General features: G+C 64.5%; 23 protein-coding genes. 5 read left to right on the forward strand and 18 right to left on the reverse strand.

Going from position 1 to position 23,689, the window contains the following annotated elements:
* Positions 1–108: 108 nt before the first annotated feature.
* On the reverse strand, positions 109–363 hold the full coding sequence (locus FCU66_RS12180; RefSeq protein ID WP_136617354.1) for a DUF768 domain-containing protein: 255 nt from the start codon (positions 361–363) through the stop codon (positions 109–111).
* A 619-nt stretch (positions 364–982) separates the two neighbouring features.
* Positions 983–1,621 carry an HD domain-containing protein gene (locus tag FCU66_RS12185; protein ID WP_136617353.1) on the reverse strand — a complete coding sequence of 213 codons (639 nt, stop codon included), beginning with the start codon at positions 1,619–1,621 and terminating at the stop codon, positions 983–985.
* Between the two features lie 116 nt (positions 1,622–1,737).
* On the opposite strand from FCU66_RS12185, the gene FCU66_RS12190 reads away from it, so the two are divergent.
* Positions 1,738–2,712: a GlxA family transcriptional regulator gene (locus tag FCU66_RS12190; RefSeq protein ID WP_136617352.1), complete on the forward strand. Its 975-nt coding sequence runs from the start codon at positions 1,738–1,740 to the stop codon at positions 2,710–2,712.
* A 28-nt stretch (positions 2,713–2,740) separates the two neighbouring features.
* Here the strand turns inward: FCU66_RS12190 and doeB are convergent, their stop codons facing one another.
* The 10 genes from doeB to ehuR all read right to left on the reverse strand — a co-directional run bounded on the left by doeB (position 2,741) and on the right by ehuR (position 12,586).
* Positions 2,741–3,745 (reverse strand): N(2)-acetyl-L-2,4-diaminobutanoate deacetylase DoeB, encoded by a 1,005-nt coding sequence (gene doeB / locus FCU66_RS12195; RefSeq protein ID WP_136617351.1) that lies wholly within the window; start codon positions 3,743–3,745, stop codon positions 2,741–2,743.
* 5 nt (positions 3,746–3,750) lie between these two features.
* Positions 3,751–4,929, reverse strand: coding sequence for an ectoine hydrolase DoeA (doeA, locus tag FCU66_RS12200; protein WP_136617350.1), 1,179 nt, complete (start codon positions 4,927–4,929; stop codon positions 3,751–3,753).
* A 29-nt stretch (positions 4,930–4,958) separates the two neighbouring features.
* Positions 4,959–5,951, reverse strand: a complete 993-nt coding sequence (locus FCU66_RS12205) for a cyclodeaminase (protein WP_136617349.1) — start codon at positions 5,949–5,951, stop codon at positions 4,959–4,961.
* On the reverse strand, positions 5,948–6,940 hold the full coding sequence (gene eutB, locus FCU66_RS12210; protein WP_168991821.1) for a hydroxyectoine utilization dehydratase EutB: 993 nt from the start codon (positions 6,938–6,940) through the stop codon (positions 5,948–5,950). The genes FCU66_RS12205 and eutB overlap by 4 nt, the downstream gene beginning before the upstream one ends.
* 5 nt (positions 6,941–6,945) lie before the next feature.
* Positions 6,946–7,725 (reverse strand): ectoine utilization protein EutA, encoded by a 780-nt coding sequence (gene eutA / locus FCU66_RS12215; protein WP_136617347.1) that lies wholly within the window; start codon positions 7,723–7,725, stop codon positions 6,946–6,948.
* 3 nt (positions 7,726–7,728) lie between these two features.
* Positions 7,729–8,388 carry an ectoine/hydroxyectoine ABC transporter permease subunit EhuD gene (ehuD, locus tag FCU66_RS12220; RefSeq protein WP_136617346.1) on the reverse strand — a complete coding sequence of 220 codons (660 nt, stop codon included), beginning with the start codon at positions 8,386–8,388 and terminating at the stop codon, positions 7,729–7,731.
* Entirely contained in the window at positions 8,388–9,047 is a 660-nt protein-coding gene (gene ehuC, locus FCU66_RS12225) for an ectoine/hydroxyectoine ABC transporter permease subunit EhuC (protein ID WP_136617345.1), read from the reverse strand. Before ehuC ends, ehuD begins: the two co-directional genes overlap by 1 nt.
* Positions 9,048–9,179: 132 nt before the next feature.
* Positions 9,180–10,031 (reverse strand): ectoine/hydroxyectoine ABC transporter substrate-binding protein EhuB, encoded by an 852-nt coding sequence (gene ehuB, locus FCU66_RS12230; RefSeq protein ID WP_136617344.1) that lies wholly within the window; start codon positions 10,029–10,031, stop codon positions 9,180–9,182.
* 104 nt (positions 10,032–10,135) lie between these two features.
* Positions 10,136–10,927 (reverse strand): ectoine/hydroxyectoine ABC transporter ATP-binding protein EhuA, encoded by a 792-nt coding sequence (gene ehuA / locus FCU66_RS12235; RefSeq protein WP_136617343.1) that lies wholly within the window; start codon positions 10,925–10,927, stop codon positions 10,136–10,138.
* 273 nt (positions 10,928–11,200) lie between these two features.
* Positions 11,201–12,586, reverse strand: coding sequence for a MocR-like ectoine utilization transcription factor EhuR (gene ehuR / locus FCU66_RS12240; protein ID WP_136617342.1), 1,386 nt, complete (start codon positions 12,584–12,586; stop codon positions 11,201–11,203).
* An 83-nt stretch (positions 12,587–12,669) separates the two neighbouring features.
* On the opposite strand from ehuR, the gene FCU66_RS12245 reads away from it, so the two are divergent.
* The 4 genes from FCU66_RS12245 to FCU66_RS12260 all read left to right on the forward strand — a co-directional run bounded on the left by FCU66_RS12245 (position 12,670) and on the right by FCU66_RS12260 (position 17,310).
* Positions 12,670–13,161, forward strand: a complete 492-nt coding sequence (locus tag FCU66_RS12245; RefSeq protein ID WP_136617341.1) for an Lrp/AsnC family transcriptional regulator — start codon at positions 12,670–12,672, stop codon at positions 13,159–13,161.
* Positions 13,162–13,291: 130 nt separating this feature from the next.
* The gene (locus tag FCU66_RS12250; protein ID WP_136617340.1) at positions 13,292–14,785 is read left to right on the forward strand and encodes an NAD-dependent succinate-semialdehyde dehydrogenase; all 1,494 of its coding nucleotides are present in this window, start codon (positions 13,292–13,294) and stop codon (positions 14,783–14,785) included.
* A gap of 32 nt (positions 14,786–14,817) precedes the next feature.
* Positions 14,818–16,197 (forward strand): aspartate aminotransferase family protein, encoded by a 1,380-nt coding sequence (locus tag FCU66_RS12255; RefSeq protein ID WP_136617339.1) that lies wholly within the window; start codon positions 14,818–14,820, stop codon positions 16,195–16,197.
* A 9-nt stretch (positions 16,198–16,206) separates the two neighbouring features.
* The gene (locus tag FCU66_RS12260; protein WP_136617338.1) at positions 16,207–17,310 is read left to right on the forward strand and encodes an alcohol dehydrogenase family protein; all 1,104 of its coding nucleotides are present in this window, start codon (positions 16,207–16,209) and stop codon (positions 17,308–17,310) included.
* Positions 17,311–17,326: 16 nt separating this feature from the next.
* On the opposite strand, the gene FCU66_RS12265 is transcribed toward FCU66_RS12260, so the two are convergent.
* The 6 genes from FCU66_RS12265 to FCU66_RS12290 are packed head-to-tail and all read right to left on the reverse strand — an operon-like array spanning position 17,327 to position 23,688.
* A complete protein-coding gene (locus tag FCU66_RS12265; protein ID WP_136617337.1) occupies positions 17,327–18,373 on the reverse strand; it encodes an ornithine cyclodeaminase in 1,047 nt (348 codons plus the stop codon).
* A gap of 31 nt (positions 18,374–18,404) precedes the next feature.
* Positions 18,405–19,034 (reverse strand): FMN-binding negative transcriptional regulator, encoded by a 630-nt coding sequence (locus tag FCU66_RS12270; protein ID WP_136617336.1) that lies wholly within the window; start codon positions 19,032–19,034, stop codon positions 18,405–18,407.
* A gap of 4 nt (positions 19,035–19,038) precedes the next feature.
* Positions 19,039–19,920, reverse strand: coding sequence for a branched-chain amino acid ABC transporter permease (locus tag FCU66_RS12275; protein WP_136617335.1), 882 nt, complete (start codon positions 19,918–19,920; stop codon positions 19,039–19,041).
* A 5-nt stretch (positions 19,921–19,925) separates the two neighbouring features.
* Positions 19,926–20,630, reverse strand: coding sequence for an ABC transporter ATP-binding protein (locus tag FCU66_RS12280; protein ID WP_136617334.1), 705 nt, complete (start codon positions 20,628–20,630; stop codon positions 19,926–19,928).
* Between the two features lie 4 nt (positions 20,631–20,634).
* Positions 20,635–21,801 (reverse strand): ABC transporter substrate-binding protein, encoded by a 1,167-nt coding sequence (locus tag FCU66_RS12285; RefSeq protein ID WP_136617333.1) that lies wholly within the window; start codon positions 21,799–21,801, stop codon positions 20,635–20,637.
* 45 nt (positions 21,802–21,846) lie between these two features.
* The gene (locus FCU66_RS12290) at positions 21,847–23,688 is read right to left on the reverse strand and encodes a branched-chain amino acid ABC transporter ATP-binding protein/permease (protein ID WP_246093871.1); all 1,842 of its coding nucleotides are present in this window, start codon (positions 23,686–23,688) and stop codon (positions 21,847–21,849) included.
* Position 23,689 lies beyond the last annotated feature (1 nt).

A 23,689-nucleotide genomic window follows, 5' to 3' on the forward strand; every position in this document is an offset into this window, starting at 1 on the left:
ACGGCGAACCGCTCTAACTCCTTGTTTTGACGCAATTCCCAAGGGAAAGCGCTATGCGCTTTTCCCGGGAAAACTGTTTCACACTTTTCCTGGAATTGCTCTAAGCGGTCATTCTGCGGCTTTGCTGGTTGCCTGCTGCTGCTCGTCGGCCTCGGCCGCTTCCTCGAGCCGGGAGGCGATGAGTTCCTGGATATCGCCGACTTCTTCCTGGATATCCTCCAAGTGTATGCCGACCTCCGCCGCCTTGGCAGCGCATTCCTTGGCCAAAGTCTCAGCCTGCTTGTCGATCCGGGCCTGGGATGACTGGCAATGGACTTTTTCGCCGATCCATCCCCGCAAGAACTCGATCGCGTGTTCACTCATACTGCTGTTCCCTGGCGGCAAAGCCGGTTGGTAATCATAAACGTCGGCACCCCGCAAAGGATGCATGCCCCCATTCGAGCCGAGTCGCGGTCAGCCGGCAAGCCGATGCCGTCCAAGGTCCACAGAGCCATAGGAAATCGAGGGGTCAAGAGCATTTTCTGATTCTGGGGGTCGGTACCGTTGGCTGGGCCACGCCCAGCTTTGCGCCACTGTTTCTATTTGCTTTTTTCCGGTTTCCGAGCCGATTTTCGTCACAATAGATGGCGCAACACATAACGCGTTTACAGTTGCTTCGCGGCGCAAACCCTCAGGCGCGCGGGTCGAAGCCGCCGGTATATAGTGTCATCCTCATGCAATGTCGACTCCGCTCGCCATCCTGCTTCTTTCCGCCGCGCCGGAGGGGTCGAGTGGCGGCATATTCGCAGCGGCCGGGCATCGTTTTGCCCATGACAATCATTCGCCAGGTTGCGAGCGGCAGAGCCGCTCGCAACGGCGAACATGCAGCCGATTTGGCCGGAGAACCCGACCACAAGCCGCGAATCCCCGCCGAAATGCCGCGCACCGGCGGCAAACCGCGCCAGCACAGACAAGGCCAGGCAGATCGGGATCGGCTTGGCTTCTACCGCCAGGCGGAGTTGCGGATCACCGAGCAGAAGTTGCCGCGGTGGAAATGCGGTTCCTTGTCGGCGATCACATCGGCCTTGACGTTGCCGAATGTGGTGTCGGGCCTGTGTTTGATGCCATCGTAAAAGGCCTGGATGATATCCTCCTTGAAATCAGGCGTTCTCGGGAAGGCTTGCACCACCGTTTCGCGCTCCTCGTCGGAATACTCTCTGTGGGTGAGCCCGAGCACGTCCATTTCGACGCCCGCCGTCACCAACGCCACGACCGGATGCATGTGAACCGGCACGCCCGGCGTGGTGTGCAGCGCGATCGCGGTCCAGACCGTGTAGGCGTCCTCCTCGGCAATGCCGTGGCTGCGCAGGAAGTCACGGGCGGCATGCGCGCCGTCGACCTCGAAGCGTTCATGCTTGCTGCTGTGGCTCGGCATCAGCCCGATGTCGTGGAACATCGCGCCGGCATAGAGCAGTTCGCGATCGAAGCTGAGCCCGCGATGCAAGCCGGCCAGTGCGCCGAAATGATAGACGCGACTGGAATGGTTGAAGAGCAGTTCGGTCTCGGTGTCGCGGACAAATGCGGTAATGGCACGCGCCAGCCTGCTGTCGGGAATGGTGGCGCTGGTGGGAATGGTTGCCATGATGTCGTCTCCTGTTGATCAGTAGTGACATTCTAAGATTGATCGTCTATGGCAGTAATCGCTTTAACACGACGATTTCTGCCAAAACACCGGCAAAGCGGACTTGGGGTGGATTGATGGCCTTGCGGATCGGCATCCTCGCGATGGAAGGCGCGCAGCTGCTCGATGTCTCCGGGCCGCTCGATGTCTTTGCCGAAGCCAATCTGCAGGCAGGCCAGCAAGCCTATGCCATCTCGGTCATCGCAGCCGCAGCCGGGCCAATATCTTGCTCATCGGGAGCACGGCTTCTGCCCGATTTCGTCATCGGACAGCCCGACATGCCGCGCTTCGACACGATCCTGGTGGCCGGCGCTCCGCATCTGGCGCGATGGGTCCGCGACGAGCCTTTGCTCGATTGGCTGCGGGCCGCCAGCGCCACTGCCCGGCGCTATGGATCGGTGTGCACGGGTGCCTTCCTGCTGGCGGAGGCCGGGTTGCTTGACGGTCGCCGCGCCACCACGCATTGGGCCGTCGCCGACCAGCTGACGGAGCGCTTTCCCGAGGTGATCCTCGACGTCGACGCCATTCACGTCCGTGACGGCAAGATCAGAACCGCCGCCGGGGTGACCGCGGGCCTCGATCTGGCGCTGGCGCTGGTCGAGGAGGATCTCGGCGCCGAGATCGCACGCCGCGTTGCCGCCCAGTTGGTCATGTATTTCCGCCGCAACGGCGGCCAGCTCCAATATAGCCGCAGAGGCGCCGGCAGCCCGACCGGCCGTTCAGCACTGCAGCAGGTGCAGCGTTGGGTGATCGCCAATCTCGCCGAGGAGCATGGCGTCGACCAGCTCGCGAGCCGTGCCGGCATGAGCCCGCGCCACTTCGCCCGGCTGTTTCGGCAAGAGGTCGGCATCACGCCTTCGGCCTGGGTCGAAGCCATCAGGGTCGAGGCGGCGCAGCGCCTGTTGGAAACAGGTGCTGCACCAAAGCTCGTCGCCGACCAGTGCGGGTTCTCAGACGTCGACACGTTTCGCCGCGCCTTCCAGCGCAAGGTCGGCATCACGCCTACCGCCTACCGGCGTGTCCAGGTCGATGACCCACAGGCCATGTCTTGAAGATCGGCCGGGATCAGCCTGCTTCCGCCTAACCCTCAACTTCGACGGCGAGAACCGCCGCGCAGTCGCCGGCCTTGACCAGGCCGGGAAAATGCCTCGCCGCCAGCATGCCCGACATTTTTGCCCGGATTTCCTGGGGGGCGATGCCGGTGCGGCCGGTGGAATGAATGCGCGCCAGCACCGCGTCTTCTTCGACGGGCTCGCCGAGATCGACCATGGTTTCGATCATGCCGTCATCTTCGGCGAAAGAAAAACAATCGCCGGACGGCATGTCGAGCCATTGGGTTTTGCTCTTCTCGACCGCACCTTCAACAATGCCAGCATGACGCAGCACATTGAGAATACCGCGCCGCGCGATCCGCACGGTTTGCGCGCGCGACGTGCCGCCGCCGCCAAGCTCGGTGCTGACAAAGACCTTGCCCATCTCCTCGGCAGCCGTGTCGTACATGCCGACGGCGTCGATCTCGATCATGCGCATCGAGAAGGGTGCCGAGAAGGCCGCCACCGCGTCGAAGGCTTTCTGTTCCAGCGCCTTGTCGGGCAGCGTGTGCGCAGCGCAGAACGGCACGAAGTCCAGCGTCTTGCCACCGGAATGGAAGTCGAACACGATGTCCGCGCGAGGCAGCAGCTCACGTTGAAAGTAGTCGGCGATCTTCTCGGTCACCGTGCCGTCGGGCCGGCCGGGAAAGCTGCGGTTCATGTTGCCCTTGTCGATCGGCGAGGTGCGGGTGCCTGCGCGAAAGGCCGGGTAATTCATCGCCGGCACGATGATCACCGTGCCGCTGACATCTTGCGGGTCTAGCCTGCGGGCAAGATCGTAGAGCGCCAGCGGCCCCTCATACTCGTCGCCATGGTTGCCGCCGGAAAGCAGCGCCGTCGACCCCTTGCCGTTGCGAATGACGCAGATCGGGATCATCACCGAGCCCCACGCCGAGTCATCGCGGCTGTAGGGCAAGCGCAGAAAACCATGCTGGACGCCATCCTTGTCGAAATCGACAGTCGGCGCGATCGGTGATGGGCGGAGGCTAGACATCGGGCTCAATCCTTCACCACCAGCTTGCGCGGCACATTGGCCAGGCACTCTACACCGGTTTCGGTGATCAGGATGGACTCGGTGATTTCCAGCCCCATCGTCTCCAGCCACAGGCCGGTCATGAAATGGAAGGTCATGCCCGGCTTGAGCTCGGTGCGGTCGCCGGGGCGCAGGCTCATCGTGCGCTCGCCCCAATCCGGCGGATAGGACAGGCCGATGGAGTAGCCGGTGCGGTTGTCCTTGACGATGCCATACTTCTTCAACACGGCGAAGAAGGCGTTGGCGATATCCTCGCAGCCGTTGCCGGGTTTCGCCGCAGCCAGGCCCGCCTCCATGCCCTCCAGCGTCGCCTTCTCGGCATCGAGGAATTCCTGCGTCGGCTTGCCGAGGAAGACGGTGCGCGACAGCGGGCAGTGATAGCGGTTGTAGCAGCCGGCGATCTCGAAGAAGGTGCCCTCGCCGCGCTGCATCGGCTTGTCGTCCCAGGTCAGATGCGGCGCCGAAGCGTCGGCACCCGACGGCAGCAGCGGCACGATCGCCGGATAGTCGCCGCCAATACCGTCGACGCCGCGCGTGCCGGCATCATAGATTTCGGCGACGAGATCGCATTTGCGCATGCCGACTTCGATCTTGTCGACGATACGCTGGTGCATCGCCTCGACGATGCGGGCGGCCTTGCGCATATAGTCGATCTCGGTCGGGCTCTTGACCGCGCGCTGCCAGTTGACCAATGCGGTGGCGTCGACGAAACGCGCGTTGGGCAAATGCTGCTGCAGCGACGCGAAGGCGGAGGCCGAGAACCAGTAATTGTCCATTTCGACGCCGACGGTCAGCTTGCCCCAGCCGCGATCGGCAAGCACGCTGGACAGAAAGTCCATCGGGTGGCGCTCGGTCGACTGCACATAGTGGTCGGCATAGCCGACGATGTTGTCGTGCGCGATATAGGCGGTGCGCTTGGCGCCATTGGCGTCCTGGCCGCGCCCGTACCAGACCGGTTCGCCCGATGGCGGCACAATGACGGCCTGATGCACGTAGAACGACCAGCCATCGTACCCGGTCAGCCAGGCCATGTTCGAGGGATCGCTGACGATCAACAGATCGACGCCCTTAGCCTCCATGGCTTGCCGCGTCTTGGCAAGGCGATCGGCAAATTCGCCGCGCGAGAATTTCAGGTTTGGTTGCATTGTTCTTGGTCCTCGTTTCGCGGCCAGCATCAGCTTTCGAAAATGGTCCCGGAATTGGCCGCCCGCGCCCGGTCGCGGGCGAGCGTGGCGATCGCCGTGTCCTGCACGCCGGTGCCGGTCAGGTCGGCGATGGTGATGTCGCTGGCCGAGCGCCGGCCATGTTTTGCGCCGGCGATGATCTGGCCGAGTTCGGTCACGTCTGCATCTCCAGCCATCACACCGGCCGCAATGGCATGGTGCAGCTCACCCAGCCGCCGCGTCTGGCGGGCGCTGTCGGCGACATAGAGATCGGCCATGCGCAGGATTGCCGGCGCGATCTCGTTCTTGTGCTCGGCGTCGGAGCCCATCGCAGTGATGTGCTGGCCGGCGGAAACGAACCCGGCCTTGATCAACGGCTCGGTCGAAGGCGTGGTGGTGACGATGATGTCGGCGCCGGCAACCGCCTCTGCTGCGTCAGGCTCGGCGCGCACGGCGATGCCGAGCTTTTCACGCAAGGCGGCGGCGGTCATCTTCGCCTTGACGGCATCGCGCGCCCAGATGCGCGCTTCGGCGATCGGCCGCACCAGCATGAGTGCTTCGAGCTGCAGCCCGGCCTGCACGCCGGCGCCGAAGATCGCGGCCACTGAAGACTCTGGCCGCGACAAATGTTTGGCCGCGACCGCGCCGGCGGCGGCTGTGCGGACATCGGTGAGATAGCCATTGTCGAGCAGCAGCGCCTCGACCAGGCCGGTTTTGGCCGACAGCAGCACCATCATGCCGTTGACGCTGGGCAGGCCGAGCTTCGGATTGTCGAAGAAGCCGGGGCTGATCTTGATGGCGAAGCCGTCAATGCCCGGCACATAGGCGGTCTTCACGTCGACCTCGCCGCGATGCTCGGGAATGTCGAGGCGCAGGATCGGTGGCATCGCCACCGGCAGAATGGCGAGCGCCCGGAAGGCGCTCTCGACGCAGGCGACGGCATCGAGATCGATCGTCACGATGGCGCGCAGTTCGGCTTCGGTGAGGATCGTCATCCGGCTCATGCGGCACGCTCCTTAAGCGACGGCGCCTCGCCGCAGACGATTGTGCGGTGCGCGTTCATATCGATGTTGCGGCCGGAAAGCAGAACAACCACTGGACCGCTCGCTTTGACCTTGCCGGCGAGCAGCGCGGCGATGCCGACCGCGCCGGCGCCCTCGACGATCTCGCGTTCCTGCGCATAGGCGTGGCGGATGCCGGCGGCGATCTCATCCTCACTGAGCAGGATGACATCGTCGAGCAGGTCGCGGCACATGGCGAAGGTCAGCCGGTTGTCGAGGCCGATGCCGCCGCCGAGCGAATCCGCCAGCGTCGGCAGTTCCTCCACCAGCACCGGGCGGCCGGCATCGAGGCTCGCCTTCATCGCCGCGCCGCGCGCCATCGAGACGCCGATGACTTTTGTCCCGGGGCTGACGCCTTTGATGGCTGCGGCAATGCCGGAGGCGAGCCCGCCTCCGGAGAGCTGGACCAGAACGAGAGCGGCATCCGGTACCTGCTCGATCATCTCCAGCCCGAGCGTGCCTTGCCCGGCGATGATGGCGGGATGGTCGAAGGGCGGCAGCATGACCAGCCCCTCCTGCGCCACCAGCCGATCGACCTCCTGCTGGGCATCGTCCTGGCTGTTGCCGACAATGCAGACCTCCGCGCCAAGCCGGCGGATTTCATCAAGCTTGTTTCCCGGCACCAGACGCGACATGCAGATCACCGCGCGCATGTCTTCAAGCTTCGCCGCATGGGCAAGCGCGCGGCCGTGATTGCCGGTAGAGGCCGCGACCACGCCGCGAGCCTTCTCCTCGGCGCTCAGCGAAGCGACGGCATTCGAGGCGCCGCGCAATTTGAAGCTGCCGGTTGTCTGCCGGTGCTCGAGCTTGAGATGAACTGGTGCGCCGAATAGTTGGGAAAGACCCGGGGAGAGCACGGTCGGCGTGCGCTCGACCTTGCCGGCAATGCGCTCACGCGCGGCGCGAATGTGCTCAAGGGTGACCTGTGTCATGATCATCAATCACGTGGCAATGGCAGCGTCATCAGGCGGCCGAATTCGGGATGGGCTGCCTCATCCCCGCAAAGCCGCAGACAATTCCAGGCGGTCGCCTGGTTGCTGGTGACCACAGGGCGGCCGATCGCCTTTTCCATGCCGGTGACCGCGAGGGCACCACGCAGCGCCGTGCAGGACACGAACAGCGCATCAGCACTCGCGTCGGTCGCCTCACGCGCGAGATCGACAAGCGTTGCCGGTGCGATGCGCGCCATCTCACGGTCGTCCTCGAAGCCGAGACAGGTGAAGCTGGCGATATCGAAGCCGCGCGCGGCGAAATAGGAGGCCATCGGCCTAGATGTCTCGACCGTGTAGGGAGTGAGGATGCTGATCTTGTTTGCGCCCAGCGCACGCAGCCCGCGCACGCCCGCCATCGGCGGGGTAACGACTGAAACACCGGGCTTGGCGGCCTGGATCGCGGCCTCGATCTCGGCATCGCCGATCACCACTGACGCCGAAGTGCAGGAATAGCAGATGGCATCGAGTGGCTCGTCCGGAAGGATCAGGGCCGCGCCCGCCGTCAGCGCCGGCTGCATCTTGCGCAGGTTTTCCGGCGTCGTCGGGTTGGCGTAGGGAATGCGCGCGACATAGACGCCGATCCGCTCGCTTGCCACCATGCGGCGGAAATCCGGCTCGCTGGTGTGGTCGGTGGCCAGGATGATCAGGCCGACGCGCCGCTCCAGCGGGCGCGCGTCCAGTGCCGGCCGTTTCGGGTAGACCTTGATCTCGGGCAAGCGTTTCACAAATTACCTCTCGATCTTGCCGTAGCGGCGTTCCAGCCAGCGCAGCAGCACGACCGAAAACAGACTGATGACGAGGAAGAAGGCACCGACCAGGGTGATCGGCTCGATATAGCGATAGTAGGTGTTGGCGACGCTCTTGGCCTGGTTCATCAGCTCCAGCACGGTGATCGCCGACAGCAGCGGCGTTTCCTTGAACATGGCGATGAAATAATTGGCGAGCGCCGGGATCATCGGCGGAATGGCCTGCGGAATGATGATGTGGGTCCAGGTCTGCCTGGCGCTGAGATTGCAGGCCTTGGCGGCCTCCCATTGGCCGCGCGGCACATTGTCGATGCCGGCGCGGTAAACTTCCGCCGTGTAGGTGCCATAGTGCAGCCCGAGCCCGATGACACCGGCGACCAACGGCGGCAACAGGATGCCGATGTCGGGCAGCACGTAGAAGATGAAATAGAGCTGCACCAGCAATGGCGTGCCGCGAATGAACTCGGCAAGGAAGCCGACCGTGCGCGACAACGTCCTGTTGGGCGAGCGGCGCGCCAGCGCGATGCCCAACCCGACGATCGCCGCCAGCACCGAGCCGAGCAGCGTCGCCAGGATGGTGATCTTCACCCCCTGGATCAGCGTCGGCATGATTTCCCAGACGAAGTTCCAATCCCATTCCATCAGGCACGCACCCCATCAAGGCCGCGCGCCATGCGGCGTTCCAGCGAACGCACGCCCCACGAGATGAGCAGGGCGAGGATGAAATAGAGAATCAGGATGGTGCTGAACGGCACCAAGGTGTTGCCGGTCTGCGCCCGCACCACTTGCGCCTGGAAGGTCAGGTCGGTGAGCGAAATCAGCGACACCACGGCGGTCGCCTTGAGCAGTTCGATGGCGTTGTTGCCGAAGGTCGGCAGCATCACCAGCAGTGCCTGCGGCAGGATGATGTGGCGCATGCCTTGCCAGCGGCCGAGATTGAGCGCGATGCAGGCCTCATACTGTTCGCGGCCGATCGACTGGATGGCGCCGCGCACCACTTCGGCGGCATAGGCGCCGACATTGAGGCCGAGCGCCAGCACGCCGGCCTGCAACGGCGTCAGCGAAATACCGATGAAGGGCAGCACGAAATAGGCCCAGAACAGTTGCACGAAGATCGAGGTGCCGCGAAAGAATTCGATATAGGCGGTGGCCAGCGCGCGTAGCACGAAGAAACGCGACAGCCGCCCCATTCCGGCCAGGAAAGCCATGAACAGGGCAAGCACCGATCCCATCAGCGTCAGCTCGATGGTGACAAGCGCTCCCTGCAATATCAGGCCGAAATAGCCGGACCACTGGGTCATCTGGGTTCCAACGTTGGGTTTAGCCGGCAGGCAGATGAGGAGCGGCGCTAAACTCTCAGAACTTGGCGCCGCCCCTCATCCGGCCCTTCGGGCCACCTTCTCCCCGTGAAACGGGGAGAAGGAAAAGGGCGCCTACTTCGCCGCGCAGAGCTTGTCGCGGGTCGTCGACATCGCGGCTGCCGCCGAGAAGCCATAGGGCTCGATGATCTTGGCGAACTCGCCCGATGTCTTCAGCTTGGCCAGTTCGACGTCGAAGGCGTCGCGCAGCGCCTCGTCGCCCTTCTTGAAGGCGGCGCCGTCGCAATAGACCGGCGCACCCTGCACCGGCGCGATGACTTCGAGGTTCGGATCGGCGGCCTTCTTGACCAGATCATTGATCGACAATACGGGCAGCGAATAGGCATCGATGCGGCCGTCCTGCAGCATCTTCACGCCGCTCTGGCCGTCCGGCACGACGATGACACGCTCGCGCGGCACACCGGCGTTGAGCGCCAGCTTCTCCTCCGTGCCGCCGCCGGGCGCACCGATCGTGGCGGTCGTGTCCTTGGCGACATCCTCGTAGCTCTTGAAGCCTTTCGGATTGCCCTTCTTCACCAGCATCGCCTCGGCGTCGCACAGCACCGGCTCCGAATAGACGACGGCGGCGCAGCGCTCCGGCTTCATGAACAGGCCGGCGGTGACGACATCGAAGCGACCGGCCTGCAGGCCGGGGATCATGGCGCCGTATTCGGAGATCGAGGCGACGATGTCGGCGACGCCGAGGCGCTTGAAGATCTCGCGCGCCACATCGGGCGCCGCGCCCGAGACCTTGCCGTCGGCGGCGACCGCCGTATAGGGCGGCTCGTTGGCGATGGCGACGCGGGCAAAGCCTTGCGCCTTGAGCTGCTCGAGCTTGCTGTCATCGGCCGAACCCACGCTCGAGGCGGCCAGCACCGCCGTCAGTGCGAGACCGGCAACGCCGGCCAGAATGCCAAGTTTCTTCATTGTTCCCAACTCCTTGTTTCTTGTTTTGGTCTTGTCGTTTCTGGTTTGATTTCGGACGACTGCGTCGTCTCAGGGACGACTGCGTCGCCCTGGGGGCATGGCGGTCAGACGCGATGTCCGGCCGCGATGATCTTCTTCAGGAAGCCTTGCGTGCGCTCCTGCTTGGGATGACGGAAAATCTCGTCGGGTTTGCCTTCCTCGACGATCTTGCCGCGATCGAAGAACAGCACCCGGTCGGCGAAGTCGTGGGCAAAACCCATCTCGTGGGTAACCAGCAGCATGGTCATGTCGGTCTCGGCGGCGAGCTTGCGCATGACGTTCATCACCTCCTCGACCAGCTCCGGATCGAGCGCCGACGTCACCTCATCGAACAGCATGATCTTCGGTGACAGCGCGAGCGCTCGGGCGATCGCCACGCGTTGCTTCTGGCCGCCCGAAAGCTGTACCGGCATGCTTTTCGCCTTGTCGGCCATGCCGACCATCTCGAGCAGTTCCATCGCCCGCTTTTCGGCGGCGGCGCGTGGCGTGCCCTTGGTCAGCATCGGCGCCAGGGTGACATTGTCCATGACGCATTTGTGTGGAAACAGGTTGAACAGCTGGAAGACCATGCCGATCTTCTGGCGCATCCTTGTCAGGTGCCGCTCATCGGCGGGCAGCAACTGGCCGTTGCGCTCCATGTGGTAGAGCTGCTCGCCGTCGATCTGGATATGACCGCCATCGATGCGCTCCAGCGTCATCAGGATGCGCAGGATCGTCGTCTTGCCCGAGCCCGACGGGCCGATCAGCGCCAGCTTCTCGCCAGGCATGACCTGCATCGACAGGCCGTCCAGCACCTTGAAGCTGCCGAAGCTCTTCGAGATGCCGTCGATCTTGATGATGGGCGCTGATGCGGACAAATGAATTTCCCCGTGCTGGAGAAGCCTGTGCCTCTTAACGATGCGGAACGCGTCAAATCATGTCAATTGGGAAAATAATATCATGACAATATTTCCCATTCCGCACAATTCTTGAGCAACCAGTGCCGAAGAGTGCGCCGGGATTCGGGTCAGGCCGAGCCGAGAATGAGAGCCTCCGAGAACCGGAACGGAGCGTACTTTTCGTACGTGAGTACCGGAAGCGCAGGAGGCTGCCTTTCGCAGGCCGGCATCACCCGAATAGCGGCGTACTCGCTAGATTGCGAGCAGCAGATGCTCGGGATCGCCGAGCAAAAGCTTGGTGACAACGCCGAGGCCGGCGCGCAGTTCCCCCTCGGTGGTCGAGCCCAGCGAGATGCGCACCGCCGGATGCCAGGGCGCATCCGAGATGCGGAAGGATGTGCCGGGTGCAATCGCCACGCCCTGCAGGCGAGCCTGGGCGACAAAGCTCTCCTCGGAGCGGTCGGCCGGCAATTGCAGCCAGACATGCAGCCCGTCGCGCCGGGCGCGATAGTCGACCCCGGCCAGCACTTGCGCCGCGATATCTTGCCGGCGCCGCAATGCCGCGCGCTGCCAATGGACAAGCTCCATCGCCGTGCCGTCAGTCACCCATTTGGTGGCAATCTCGGCCACCAGCGGCGTCGCCATCCAATTCGAAACCAGATGGCGGTTGGCGACGGCGGCAACGTAGCGGTCGGGCGCGGCGAGATAGCCGATGCGCAGGCCCGGCACGGTGATCTTGGTGAAGGAGGTGACGTAAAGCGTGCGCTCCGGCGCGAAGGCGGCAACCGGCGGCGGCCGGTCTTCGACCAGGGGACCCAGCACATCGTTCTCGATGATGGCGATGTCGTGCTTGCGCGCCACAGCCGCGATCTCAGCGCGCCGCGCCGCATCCATCAGCGTCGCCGTCGGGTTGATCACCGAGGGCTGCACGAACACGGCGCGGATGTCGGAAAGCCGGCAGGCCTCGTCCAGTGCCTCCGGGATCAGGCCATTGTCATCGATCGGCAGGCCTTCGAGGTTGAAGCCGAGATAGCGGGCGAGCGGCACCAGCGTGTGATGGCCGATCGCCTCGGTGGCGACCGTCGAGCCGGGCGGCGCCACGCTCATCAGCGCCACCGTCATGCCGGCGGTGGCGCCGTTGGTCAGGCTGATGTTTTGCGCGGAGGTGTCGAGCCCGCACAGTTTCAGCCATTCGACCGCCACCGCGCGGTGGCGCGGAAACACCATGTTGGGCCGGAACGACAGTGCTGAACTCGATGGCAGGTTCTCGGCCAGCCAGCCCAGCGCCTGCTTCAGCCGCTCCAGATGCATCGGCTCGCAGACCGGTTTCAGGATCGACAGGTCGATCACTTCGCCCAACCGCTCCGGCAGATAGGGCGGCTCCGGCTCGCGGCGCTGCGTCTGGACAAAGCTGCCGCGGCCGATCTCGCCCGAAATCAGGCCGCGCCGGATCAGTTCCTCATAAGCGCGGCTGACCGTCTGGACCGAAAGCTTGAGGTCGTCGGCCAGCCGGCGGTGGGTCGGCAGCCGTGCGCCATTGGCAAGACGCCCGTCATGGATGGCGCGCGCGAACTGGTCGGCCAGCGACTGATAGGCTGGCCGCCGGATGAGCGCGGGATCGGGTTGCCACAATGTCATGACTTATTAGAGATCGAAATCAGTGCAATTGACAATCGAAATAATGCGCCGTCATGGTGCGGTGGACGAAAAAGTGGACGCCGATGAACGCTGCGAAACTCGACCCGATCGACCTGAAAATCCTCGACGCCATCCAGCGCGACGGACGCATCACCAAGCTGGCGCTGGCCGAACAGGTCGGCCTGTCGCCGACGCCGTGCTGGATGCGGCTGCGCAAGCTGGAAAAGGCCGGCATCGTCTCGGGCTACCACGCCAGGATCGCCATGCGCGTCGTCGCACCCGTCGCCACCGTGCTGATGGAGGTGACGCTGGCCAATCACCGGCAGGCCGATTTCGAGCGCTTCGAGCGCGTCATCCGCGACATTCCCGAGATCGTCGCCTGCTGGTCGGTCGGGGGCGGCGTCGACTATGTGCTGAAGGTGATGGCGCGCGACATCGACGCCTATCAGCGGCTGGTCGATGGCTTGCTCGAGCGTGAAATCGGCATCGACCGCTACTTCACCTACATCGTCATCAAGACGGTGAAGGACGAGGTTGCGCTGCCCATAGCCGACCTGCTGCCGGCGTCGGCTTAAGGCCGGAGAGATCATCTGTCGGGGCGGCACAAAAGAGAGAGTCTCTCTACTTCGAGGCATCCAAACAGCCTCTCTGTCTGCATAGGGCAGATAGTCTTCCCGCATCAGTCCGAACCGGGAGGCCTCGACCATGTCCGCGCATTTCGCCCGCTCGCATCGCCATGAAGCGCTCGACGGCCTCGCCGACCGCCGGCTGCTGCGCGAACTCGCTTATGTCGACGGCCACTGGACAGCGAGCGAGGCTGCCGAAAGTTTCGAGGTCACCGATCCAGCCACCGGCACCACTGTCGCCTTCGTCGCCGCGCTCGATAGCCGGCAGACGACAAAGGCGATCGATGCCGCCGCGCGCGCCTTTCCGGCCTGGCGGTCGCTGTTGCCGCAGGAGCGCTCGAAAATCCTACGAAAATGGTTCGAGCTGATCGCCGCTGCAAAGGACGACCTCGCTCTGCTGATGACGCTGGAACAGGGCAAGCCGCTGCAGGAATCGCTGGGCGAGATCGACTACGCCGCTTCCTTCATCGAATGGTATGCCGAAGAAGCAAAACGCCTCAACGCCGAGAGCGTCACCAGCCATCTGCCGAACGCCGAGATGATGGTGCGGCGCGAGCCGCTCGGTGTCGTCGGTGTCGTCACGCCGTGGAATTTTCCGTCGGCGATGCTGACCCGCAAGGCCGCGGCAGCGCTTGCCGCCGGCTGCACCATCGTTGCGCATCCCTCCTCGGAAACACCGCTGTCGGCGCTGGCGCTGGCCGAACTCGGCGAACGCGCCGGCCTGCCCGCCGGCGTCTTCAACATCGTCACCGGCAAGGCTTCGATCATCGTCGGCCGGATGTGCGAAGACCCGCGCGTCCGCGCCATGAGTTTTACCGGCTCGACCGAGATCGGCAGGCTGATCGCCGCGCAAAGTGCGCCGACAATGAAACGGCTGGTGATGGAGCTTGGCGGCCACGCGCCGCTGATCGTCTTTGCCGATGCCGATCTGGACAAAGCGGTGAGCATTGCCATCGACGCCAAATTCGCCACATCGGGCCAGGACTGCCTCGCCGCCAACCGCATCTATGTCCAGCGTTCGATCTACGATCGCTTCTGTGCCGCCTTCGCCAAGCGCGTCGAGGCGCTGCGGACCGGCAATGGCCTTGCCGGTGACACCGACATCGGGCCGCTGATGCATGAGCGCGGCGTCAAGAAGGTCGAGGAACAGGTCGCCGATGCGCTGATCCGCGGCGCGCGCTGCCTCACCGGCGGCAAGCGGCACCAGGCTGGCCCCCTGTTCTACCAGCCGACGCTGCTGGCTGATGTCACCGATGAAGCGCTGATCATGCGTGAGGAGACCTTTGGTCCGGTCGCCGCCGTGGCGGCTTTCGACAGCGAGGACGAGGTGATCGCCCGCGCCAACGCCACCGAATATGGCCTCGTCGCCTATGTCGTGACCGAGAACGGTGCCCGCCAGCAGCGCATGGGCCGCGCGCTCGACTACGGCATGGTCGCCGTCAACCGCGTCAAGATCACCGGCGCGCCGATCCCGTTCGGCGGCGTCAAGCAATCCGGCATCGGCCGCGAAGGCTCGCGCCACGGGCTCGAAGCCTTCACCGATCTAAAGTATCTCTGCCTCGACATCTCATAGTTCGTCCGGCCATTTCTCAAGGAGTCAAAAGAATGCTCGACCAGTCCAACGAACTCGCCGCCTGGGATCGCGACCACTTCTTCCATCCCTCGACCCATATGGGCACGCACGCACGCGGCGAAAGCCCGACGCGCATCATGGCCGGCGGTGAAGGCGTCACCGTGTGGGACAACAATGGCAGAAAGAGCCTCGATGCCTTTGCCGGCCTCTACTGTGTCAATGTCGGTTATGGCCGCCAGAAGATCGCCGATGCGATCGCCGCCCAGGCGAAGAACCTCGCCTACTACCACGCCTATGTCGGCCACGGCACCGAGGCCTCGATCCGGCTTTCCAAGATGATCATCGACCGCGCGCCGCAGGGCATGTCGAGGGTCTATTTCGGCCTGTCGGGTTCAGATGCCAACGAAACCAACATCAAGCTGATCTGGTACTACAACAATGTGCTCGGACGGCCGGAGAAGAAGAAGATCATCTCACGCTGGCGCGGCTATCACGGCTCGGGCGTGATGACCGGATCGCTGACCGGGCTCGACCTGTTCCACAACGCCTTCGACCTGCCGCGCGCGCCGATCCTGCACACCGAGGCGCCCTATTACTTCCGCCGCGCCGACCGCTCGATGAGCGAGGAGCAGTTTTCACAGCATTGCGCCGACAAGCTCGAGGAGATGATCCTGGCCGAAGGCCCGGAAACGGTCGCTGCCTTCATCGGCGAGCCGATCCTCGGCACTGGCGGCATCGTGCCGCCGCCGGCCTTCTATTGGGAAAAGATACAGGCGGTGCTGAAGAAGTATGACGTGCTGCTGGTCGCCGACGAGGTGGTGACGGGCTTCGGCCGTCTGGGCACCATGTTCGGCTCCGACCATTACGGCATCAAGCCGGACCTGATCACCATCGCCAAGGGCCTGACCTCGGCCTATGCGCCGCTGTCGGGCGTGATCGTCGCCGACAAGATGTGGCAGATGCTGGTTGAGGGCTCCGACAAGCTCGGTTCGTTCGGCCATGGCTGGACCTATTCGGCGCATCCGATCTGCGTTGCCGCCGGCGTCGCCAATCTCGAACTGATCGACGAGATGGACCTGGTGACAAACGCCCGCGAGACCGGCGCCTATTTCCGCGCCGAGCTGGCCAAGGCTGTCGGCGGTCACAGGAATGTCGGCGACGTGCGCGGCGACGGCATGCTGGCGGCGGTCGAATTCGTTGCCGACAGGGACGACCGGGTGTTCTTCGACGCTTCGCTCAAGATCGGGCCGCAGGTGGCGACAGTGCTTGCCGCAAGCGGCGTCATCGGCCGCGCCATGCCGCAGGGCGACATTCTGGGCTTCGCGCCGCCGCTCTGCCTGACCCGCGAGGAAGCCGACATCGTCGTTTCGAAGACGGCTGATGCGGTGAAGAGCGTGTTTGCCAATCTCTGAAATCGACCCATGAATGCCATGACCAGAACTCTCCCCGCCACCATGGCCGCCGTGCTGCTGACCGGGCACGGCGGACCGGAAAAACTCGTCTACCGCAGCGATGTGAAAGTGCCCGCGCCTGCTCCTGGTGAAGTGCTGATCAAGGTCAGCGCTTGCGGCATGAACAACACCGATGTCTGGGTGCGGCAAGGCGCCTATGGCACGGAAGAGGACGCTGCCGCCGTGTCGACATGGCGGCGCCAGGGCAACACGCTTGTTTTCCCGCGTATCCAGGGCACCGACACGGTCGGCACCGTCGCAGCCGTCAGCGAAGGCGTTTCGCCTGACCGGATCGGCGAACGCGTGATGGTCGATTTCTCGATCTACAACCGCGACGACGATTCACTCGCCGACATCGATTATATGGGCCACGGCCGCGACGGCGGCTACGCCGAATACCAGGCCGTGCCGGCCGAAAATGCCCATGTCGTCGATACCGACCTGACTGACGTCGAACTCGCCACCTTCTGCTGCGCCTATCTCACCGGCGAACAGATGCTGGAACGGGCCGCGCTCAAGGCCGGTGAACGCGTGCTGGTCACCGGCGCCTCGGGCGGTGTCGGTTCCGGCATCGTGCAGCTGGCGCGGGCGCGTGGCGCCATTCCCTATGCCGTCGTCGGCAAGGGTAAGGAACAGGCGGTGCTCGACATCGGCGCCGAGGCTGTCATCACCCGTGGCGTTGCCGACCTGCCGCAAGCCGTGAACGAAGCGACCGGCGGCCAGCCGATCGACGTGGTGGCCGACCTTGTCGGAGGCGCCATCTTCAATGACCTGTTGCGCATCCTCAGGCCCGAAGGCCGCTACACCACCGCCGGCGCAATCGCCGGTCCGGTCGTGCAGCTCGATCTCAGGACCATGTATCTGAAGCAGTTGCAGCTGCATGGCTCGAGCCAGGGCACGCGCGCGGATTTTCGCCGCATCGTCGGATACATCGAGGCGAAGAAAATCCAGCCGCTGGTCGGCGGCGTTTACAAGCTCTCCGATTTCCACCATGCGCAGGCGGATTTCATCGCCAAGGATTTCGTCGGCAAGCTTGTGGTGGTGCCGGATGCCATGTGGGGTTCAGCTGGCTGAATAACCCGACTATCCCTCAGCCGGGCTGGGCTGCTCGCAGCAGCATGCCGAACAGGTCGCGCGGCTCGTCGGGATCGGCCAGCATGTCGAGTTCCTGATAGAGGCCGGTCGACTTCAGCTGATCCCTGACATAGCGCAGCGCCGAGAAATCCTCGATGGCGAAGCCGACCGAATCGAACAGCGTGATCTGGGTGACATCGCGCCTGCCTTGCACAGCGCCTGACATCACCTGCCACAGCTCGGTCACCTTGTGATCCGGCGCAAGCTGCTGGATCTCGCCCTCTATGCGGGTCTGCGGGGGATATTCGACGAAGATGTCGGAGCGCAGCAGGATGTCGCGGTGCAGTTCGGTCTTGCCCGGACAGTCGCCACCGACCGCGTTGATGTGCACGCCGGAGCCCACCATGTTGTCGGTGAGGATGGTGGCGTACTGCTTGTCGGCGGTGACGGTGGTGATGATATCAGCCCCTTCGACCGCCTCCTGCGCGGTGCCGCAGGCGACCATCTCGAAGCCAAGGCCTGCGAGATTGCGAATGCATTTTTCGGTGGCCGTGCGGTCGATGTCGTAAAGCCTCAGCCTATCGACGCCGAGCAGCGCCTTGAAGGCCACCGCCTGGAATTCGGCCTGGGCGCCGTTGCCGATCAGCGCCATGCAGCTGGAGCCGACTGGTGCCAGATGCTTTGCGGCCAAGGCCGACATCGCCGCCGTGCGCAGTGCGGTCAGTATGGTCATTTCGGACAGCAATACCGGGTAGCCGTTGTGGACATCGGCGAGCATGCCGAAAGCGGTCACCGTTTGGCGGCCTTCGCGCATGTTCTTGGGGTGGCCGTTGACATATTTGAAGCCGTAGACCTCGCCATCGCTGGTCGGCATCAGCTCGATGACGCCCTCGGCGCTGTGCGAGGCAACGCGCGGCGTCTTGTCGAACAGCTCCCAGCGGCGGAAATCGTCCTCGATGTAGCCGGCGAGTTCGACGAGGAACCGCTCGACGCCGATCTTCAGCACCAGCTTCATCATATGGTCGACGCTGACGAAGGGCACGATGTTGAGATTGGGAATCATTTTTTTTCTTATCCTTGCCGCATGCAGGCGGTCAGTCCTGACGATGCGCGTTGTGCGCCTTCATCATCGCCGCCAGCGCCGGATCGTTTTGCACAAGCGCCTTGATGGCTCCGCCTGTGTCGTAGAGGCGCTCATCCTGCCCCATCTTGAACTTGGCCTCGAGCCGATCGATCGCCAGGTCAAACCCTATGATACCAGGTATGCGCCGCTCCATGCCGCCAGGCCCCAGTTCGCGCATGCGCCAGCGGTCGTCTCGATCCTTTTCCAGCACGTCGACAAGCTGCAAGAGATGCCGGGCGGTGGCGTGATCGTCGAGCGGAACCGGCAGGCCATGGCAATGCACGACGGCAAAATTCCAGGTCGGCGCGCTGTCGCGCACCGGATTGCGCGGATACCAGGATGGCGAGATGTAGCCATGCGGGCCGTGAAAGATGACGACCGTCTGCCTGCCCTCGGCAATCAGCGCGCTGTGCGGATTGGCCCTGGCGAGATGCGAGACCAACGTTCCGTTCGGGCCACGCTCGCGATCGAGCACGAAGGGAAGGTGCGAGACGACAAGCCCTTGCGGTCCCGCTGTCACCACCGTTGCAAAGGCCGCGGCTTCGATCAGGCCGAACACCTCGTCGCGCGACAGCGGCGCGAATTCAGGCTTGCTGTACATCAGGTCAGCTTCGCTGGGCGCGAACCGCCGGGATCAGGCCTTGCGGGCGAACCAGCAGCACCGCGATGACACCCGACAGCACGATGGCGTCGCGATAGGGCGCGATCGCTCCCGGCAGCGTCGCCTGCAGCAGCACCTCGATGATGCCGAGCAGGAAGCCGCCGGCGACAGCACCGGGCAGGCTGCCGAGCCCACCGACGACGGCGGCGATGAACGCCTTCAGCACCGGCGTGAAGCCCATCAGCGGATCGACCGAGGCGCGCTGCGCCACCCACAGCATGGCCGCCAGCCCGGCCAGCAGGCCGGAGAGCAGGAAGGCGGTGGCGATGATGCGGCTGGCCGGAATGCCCATCAGGCGCACGACGTCGAAATCTTCCGCCGCGGCGCGCATCGCCGTGCCGGTCACCGAGCGGCGCAGGAAGATTTCGAGCGCAATCAGCGCCAGCGCCGAGACGACGATGGAGATGCTGGGACCGACGCCGATGGTGAAATCGCCGAAGGAGAAGGAGCCGGTCATCCAGCCAGGCATGGCGACGGCCTGCGGCCGCGCCGAGATGCCGTTCTGGAAGACGACCTTCAGCAGGCTGGAGACGGCAAAGCTGGTCAGCAGCAGACTGGTGACGCTGGCGCCACGCATCGGCCTGAACGCGATGCGCTCCATGGCGACAGCGGCGAGCGCGCCGCAGGAGACGGCGACAAGCACCGCCACCGGGAAGGGAAAGCCGAGCACCAGCGAGGCCAGCAGCGCATAGCCCGACAGCGTCATCAGCTCGCCATGGGCGAAGTTGATGAGGCCGACGATGGAAAAGACGATCGCCAGCCCGAGCGCCAGCAGCGCATAGACGCCGCCGAGGCTAACCGCATTGATGATCTGCTGCGCGATCATGCTTCTTAAGCTCCCAAATAGGCTTGGCGGACGAGGTCCGAGGAGGCGAGTTCTTTTGCCGTGCCCGACAGCACCACCTCGCCATTGGCGAGCACGACGGCACGGTCGGCGATTTCGAGCGCCAGCGCCACATTCTGTTCGACCAGAAGGATGGTCAGGCCCTTGCGGCGCAGTTCGGCGATCAGGTCGAAGACGGTGTCGATCAGTTGCGGGGCAAGGCCAAGCGAGGGCTCGTCGAGCAGGATCATGCGCGGCTTGCCCATCAGCGCGCGGGCGATGGCCAGCATCTGCTGTTCGCCGCCGGACAGATTGCCGCCCTTGACGCGATGGTAGCGGCGCAGGATCGGGAACAGCTCCAGCATCTCCTCCTCGCGCAGCCGCGCCTCGGCCGCCGGCTGATGCACCGCGCCGCCGAGACGCAGATTGTCGGCCACCGTCAGGCTGGCGAAGATGCGGCGGCCTTCGGGAACCAGCGCGACGCCCTTGCGGGCGATCGCCTCCGGCGTCAGGCCGGTGATGTCGACACCGTCGAAGATCACCTTGCCGGATGCAGCCGGCACCAGCCCGGCGACGGCGCCGAGCGTCGAGCTCTTGCCGGCGCCGTTGGCGCCGACCAGCGCGATGATCTCGCCGCTGTCGACGGTGAGGTCGACGCGGCGCACCGCCTCGACTTCGCCGTACCGGATTTTCAGTGCTTCGACGCTCAGCATGACATCACGGCGCGGGAACGTCGGCGGCGTCGGGGATCAGGGTCTGGACATGCTTGCCGTCGCCGCCCTCGTAGCGCATCAGCGCCACGGGCCGCAGCGGCATGCGATCGGTGCCGGCATAGGTGATCTTGCCGGTGATGCCTTCGAAATCCTTGAGGCCGGCGATGGCGTCGCGGATTGCCTTGGGATCGTCGGAGCCGGCCGTCTTGACCGCCTGGTCGAGGATCAGGCCGATCTCGTAGCCATTGACCTCATAGGTCGATTCCGGTGCGTGGCCGGCATATTTGGTGAAGGCGGCGTTGAAGGCCTCGAGCTTGCTGCCCGGCTCGGCATAGCCGGCCGCGGTGTAGACGACGCCGTCGACCAATTTGCCGAGCGCTTTGATGGTCGGCGTGCCGATGGCATCAGCGCCATAGACCGGGATGGTGACGCCGGCGCCGCGCAATTGCTGGATGAAGGCCGGGAAATCGGGCTCGTAGGCGGCCGTCATGATCAGGTCCGGCTTGTCGGCCAGGCCCTTGATGTTGGTGATCTCGGCGGAAAAGTCGGGCTGGCCCATGCTGAAGGTGCCGCGGCCGACAATGGCGCCACCCTTCTTCTCGAACACCTTGCCGAAATATTCCGGCAGATTGGCGGTGTAGGTGGAGTCCGGCGAGGTCAGCAGGAACACCTTCTTCTTGCCCTCGGAGACGGCGAAGTCGGCGACCGCCGTCGCCTGCACATTGTCGGCCGGATAGGTGCCGAACATGACGTCGCCGACAGCGCCGGTCAGCACCGGGGCGGAGCCGCACAGGGTCAGGGTCGGAATGCCCAGCGGCTGGGTCAGCTGGCCGGCGGAAATCGATGGATCGGCATCGCACGGCGTGATCATGATCTTGGCGCCGGCGTCGATCAGCTCCTGAGTGACAGTGGCGGTCTGCGCAGTGTCGGAACGCGTGTCCTTGATCAGCAGCTTGACGGTGTATTTGCCGCCGAGCCCGCCCTTGGCGTTAAGCTCGTCGAGCGACATGCGCAGGCCGGCAAGTGCTGGCTGGTCGTAAGGGGCAAGGCCGCCGGTCTGCGCGGTCGCGGCACCGATGATGATCTCCTCGGCGGATGCCGTCGAAATGGCGGCGATGCCGAACACGGCAGCGCACAGGGCGGCGCGATGGAGGCGATAGAGGCTTGGCATGTCGGTTCTCCTTCTGGATTTCTTATGGTTGGCTGTCGTTACGGGTCATGCGATCTGGTTTTCAGCTGTTGCGGTCTTGGCGCGCGCCGTGCGGCTGCCGAGATAGGCGGCGATCACGGCAGGGTTCTTCTGGACGTCGCCGGGAGTGCCGTCGGCTATGACGCGGCCATGATCGATGACGACGATGCGCTCGCAGAGGTTCATCACAAGCCGCATGTCGTGCTCGATCAGGACGACGCCGATGCGGCGCTCGGTGCGGACCGTCGACAGGATGGAGACCAGTTCGGCGGTCTCGACAGCGTTCATGCCGGCGGCCGGCTCGTCGAGCAGCAGGAAGCGCGGCTTCAACGCCAGGGCGCGTGCCACTTCGAGCCGACGGCGCTGGCCATAGGCGAGCCTGGCGGCCGGCTGATCGGCGAATTTCTCCAGCCCCATGCGCGCGAGCTCGCCCATGGCCGCCGCCTCGGCATGGCCAAGATCAGGTTCCACCTGGCGCGCGGCGACGACGACATTTTCCAGCACCGTCATATGCGGGAAGACGCGGATGTTCTGGAAGGTGCGGGCAACGCCGGAGCGCGCGAAGCGGAAGGCCGAGGCCTGCCGCACGGCACCACCGATAGACACCGTGCCGGCACTTGGCTGGACGTCGCCGGCCAGCATGTTGAGCAGCGTCGTCTTGCCGGCGCCATTGGGACCGATAATGCCGGTGATGCTGTCGGTCTGGAAATTCAGGCTGACGTCGTCGACGGCGACGACGCCGGCATAGCGGCGCGACAGATGGTCGGCGGTGAGCCGATCGCTCTCGACATGCTGCGGAGGTGCCGCCGAAGCCGTCACGGCCTGACGTCCGGGCCGGCGCAAAAGGTTGAGCTCGCGCTCGCCGAACAGGCCGGTCGGTCGTCGCCAGATGACCAGGATCATGGCAATGGCCAGCACGCCCTGGGTCAGACCGAACAGGACAGGCAGATGCAGGCCGAGCACCTCACCGCCGCCTTCGAAACGGCGCACCACTTCGATCAAAACGATGGTAACGATGACGCCGGCGAAGGCGCCGAGCGATGAGGTCATGCCACCGACGATCAGCATGGCGAGCATGGTGAAGCCGAGGTCGAAATAGAAATCGCGTGGCGAGAACGCACCAAGGAATTGCGCCATCAAGGCGCCGGCGGCCATGGCGGCAACGACACCCGCCACCCAGGCGGCCAGACGCGCCGTGCGCTGGTCGACGCCGACGGCCGCCGCACCACGCTCGTCATTGGCGGCGGCGCGGATGGCAAGGCCGAAGGAGGTTTCGCGAAACAGCCTCGCCGCCACCAGCGCCACCGAAGCGATGGCTGCGGCCGTCCACAGCCCGACCTCGCGCGGCACGCCGTAAAAGGGCTGGCTGCCGCGGGTGATCTCACGCCCGGCGACCAGCAGCGTGTAGACGATAATCAGCATGGCCAGCGTGGCGATCGAGGCGCTCGATCCGGAAAGCCTGAGCAGCGGCGTGCCGGTCAACAGGCCGATGACAACTGCCAGAACCAGTACAACGGCCAGCGCCGCGAAGAAGGAGAGTTGGTGGCCGGCGAGGAACTGCGGCAGGTCGCGCAGTGCGGTTCGCTGAAGTGCTGTCGGCATGGTGAGAATGCCGGTGGCGTAGGCGCCGAGGCCGACAAAGGCCGCCTGGCCGAACGAGACGATGCCGCTGTTACCGGAGAAGATCTGCAGGCCAAGCACCGCCGTCAGCATGATCGCGGCATAGGTGACGACTCGTTGCATGGCGGCGCCGCCAAAGATGAAGGCGGCAAGCGCCACCAGCAGCAGCACCGCCACCATGCACAAGGCATCGGCGGTGGCGTTGCGAAACGCGGCCGGCATGAAGCTACGTGATTTGCCCTCGCTCATC

The organism is Mesorhizobium norvegicum, assembly GCF_004919685.1.
Classification (GTDB): domain Bacteria; phylum Pseudomonadota; class Alphaproteobacteria; order Rhizobiales; family Rhizobiaceae; genus Mesorhizobium; species Mesorhizobium norvegicum.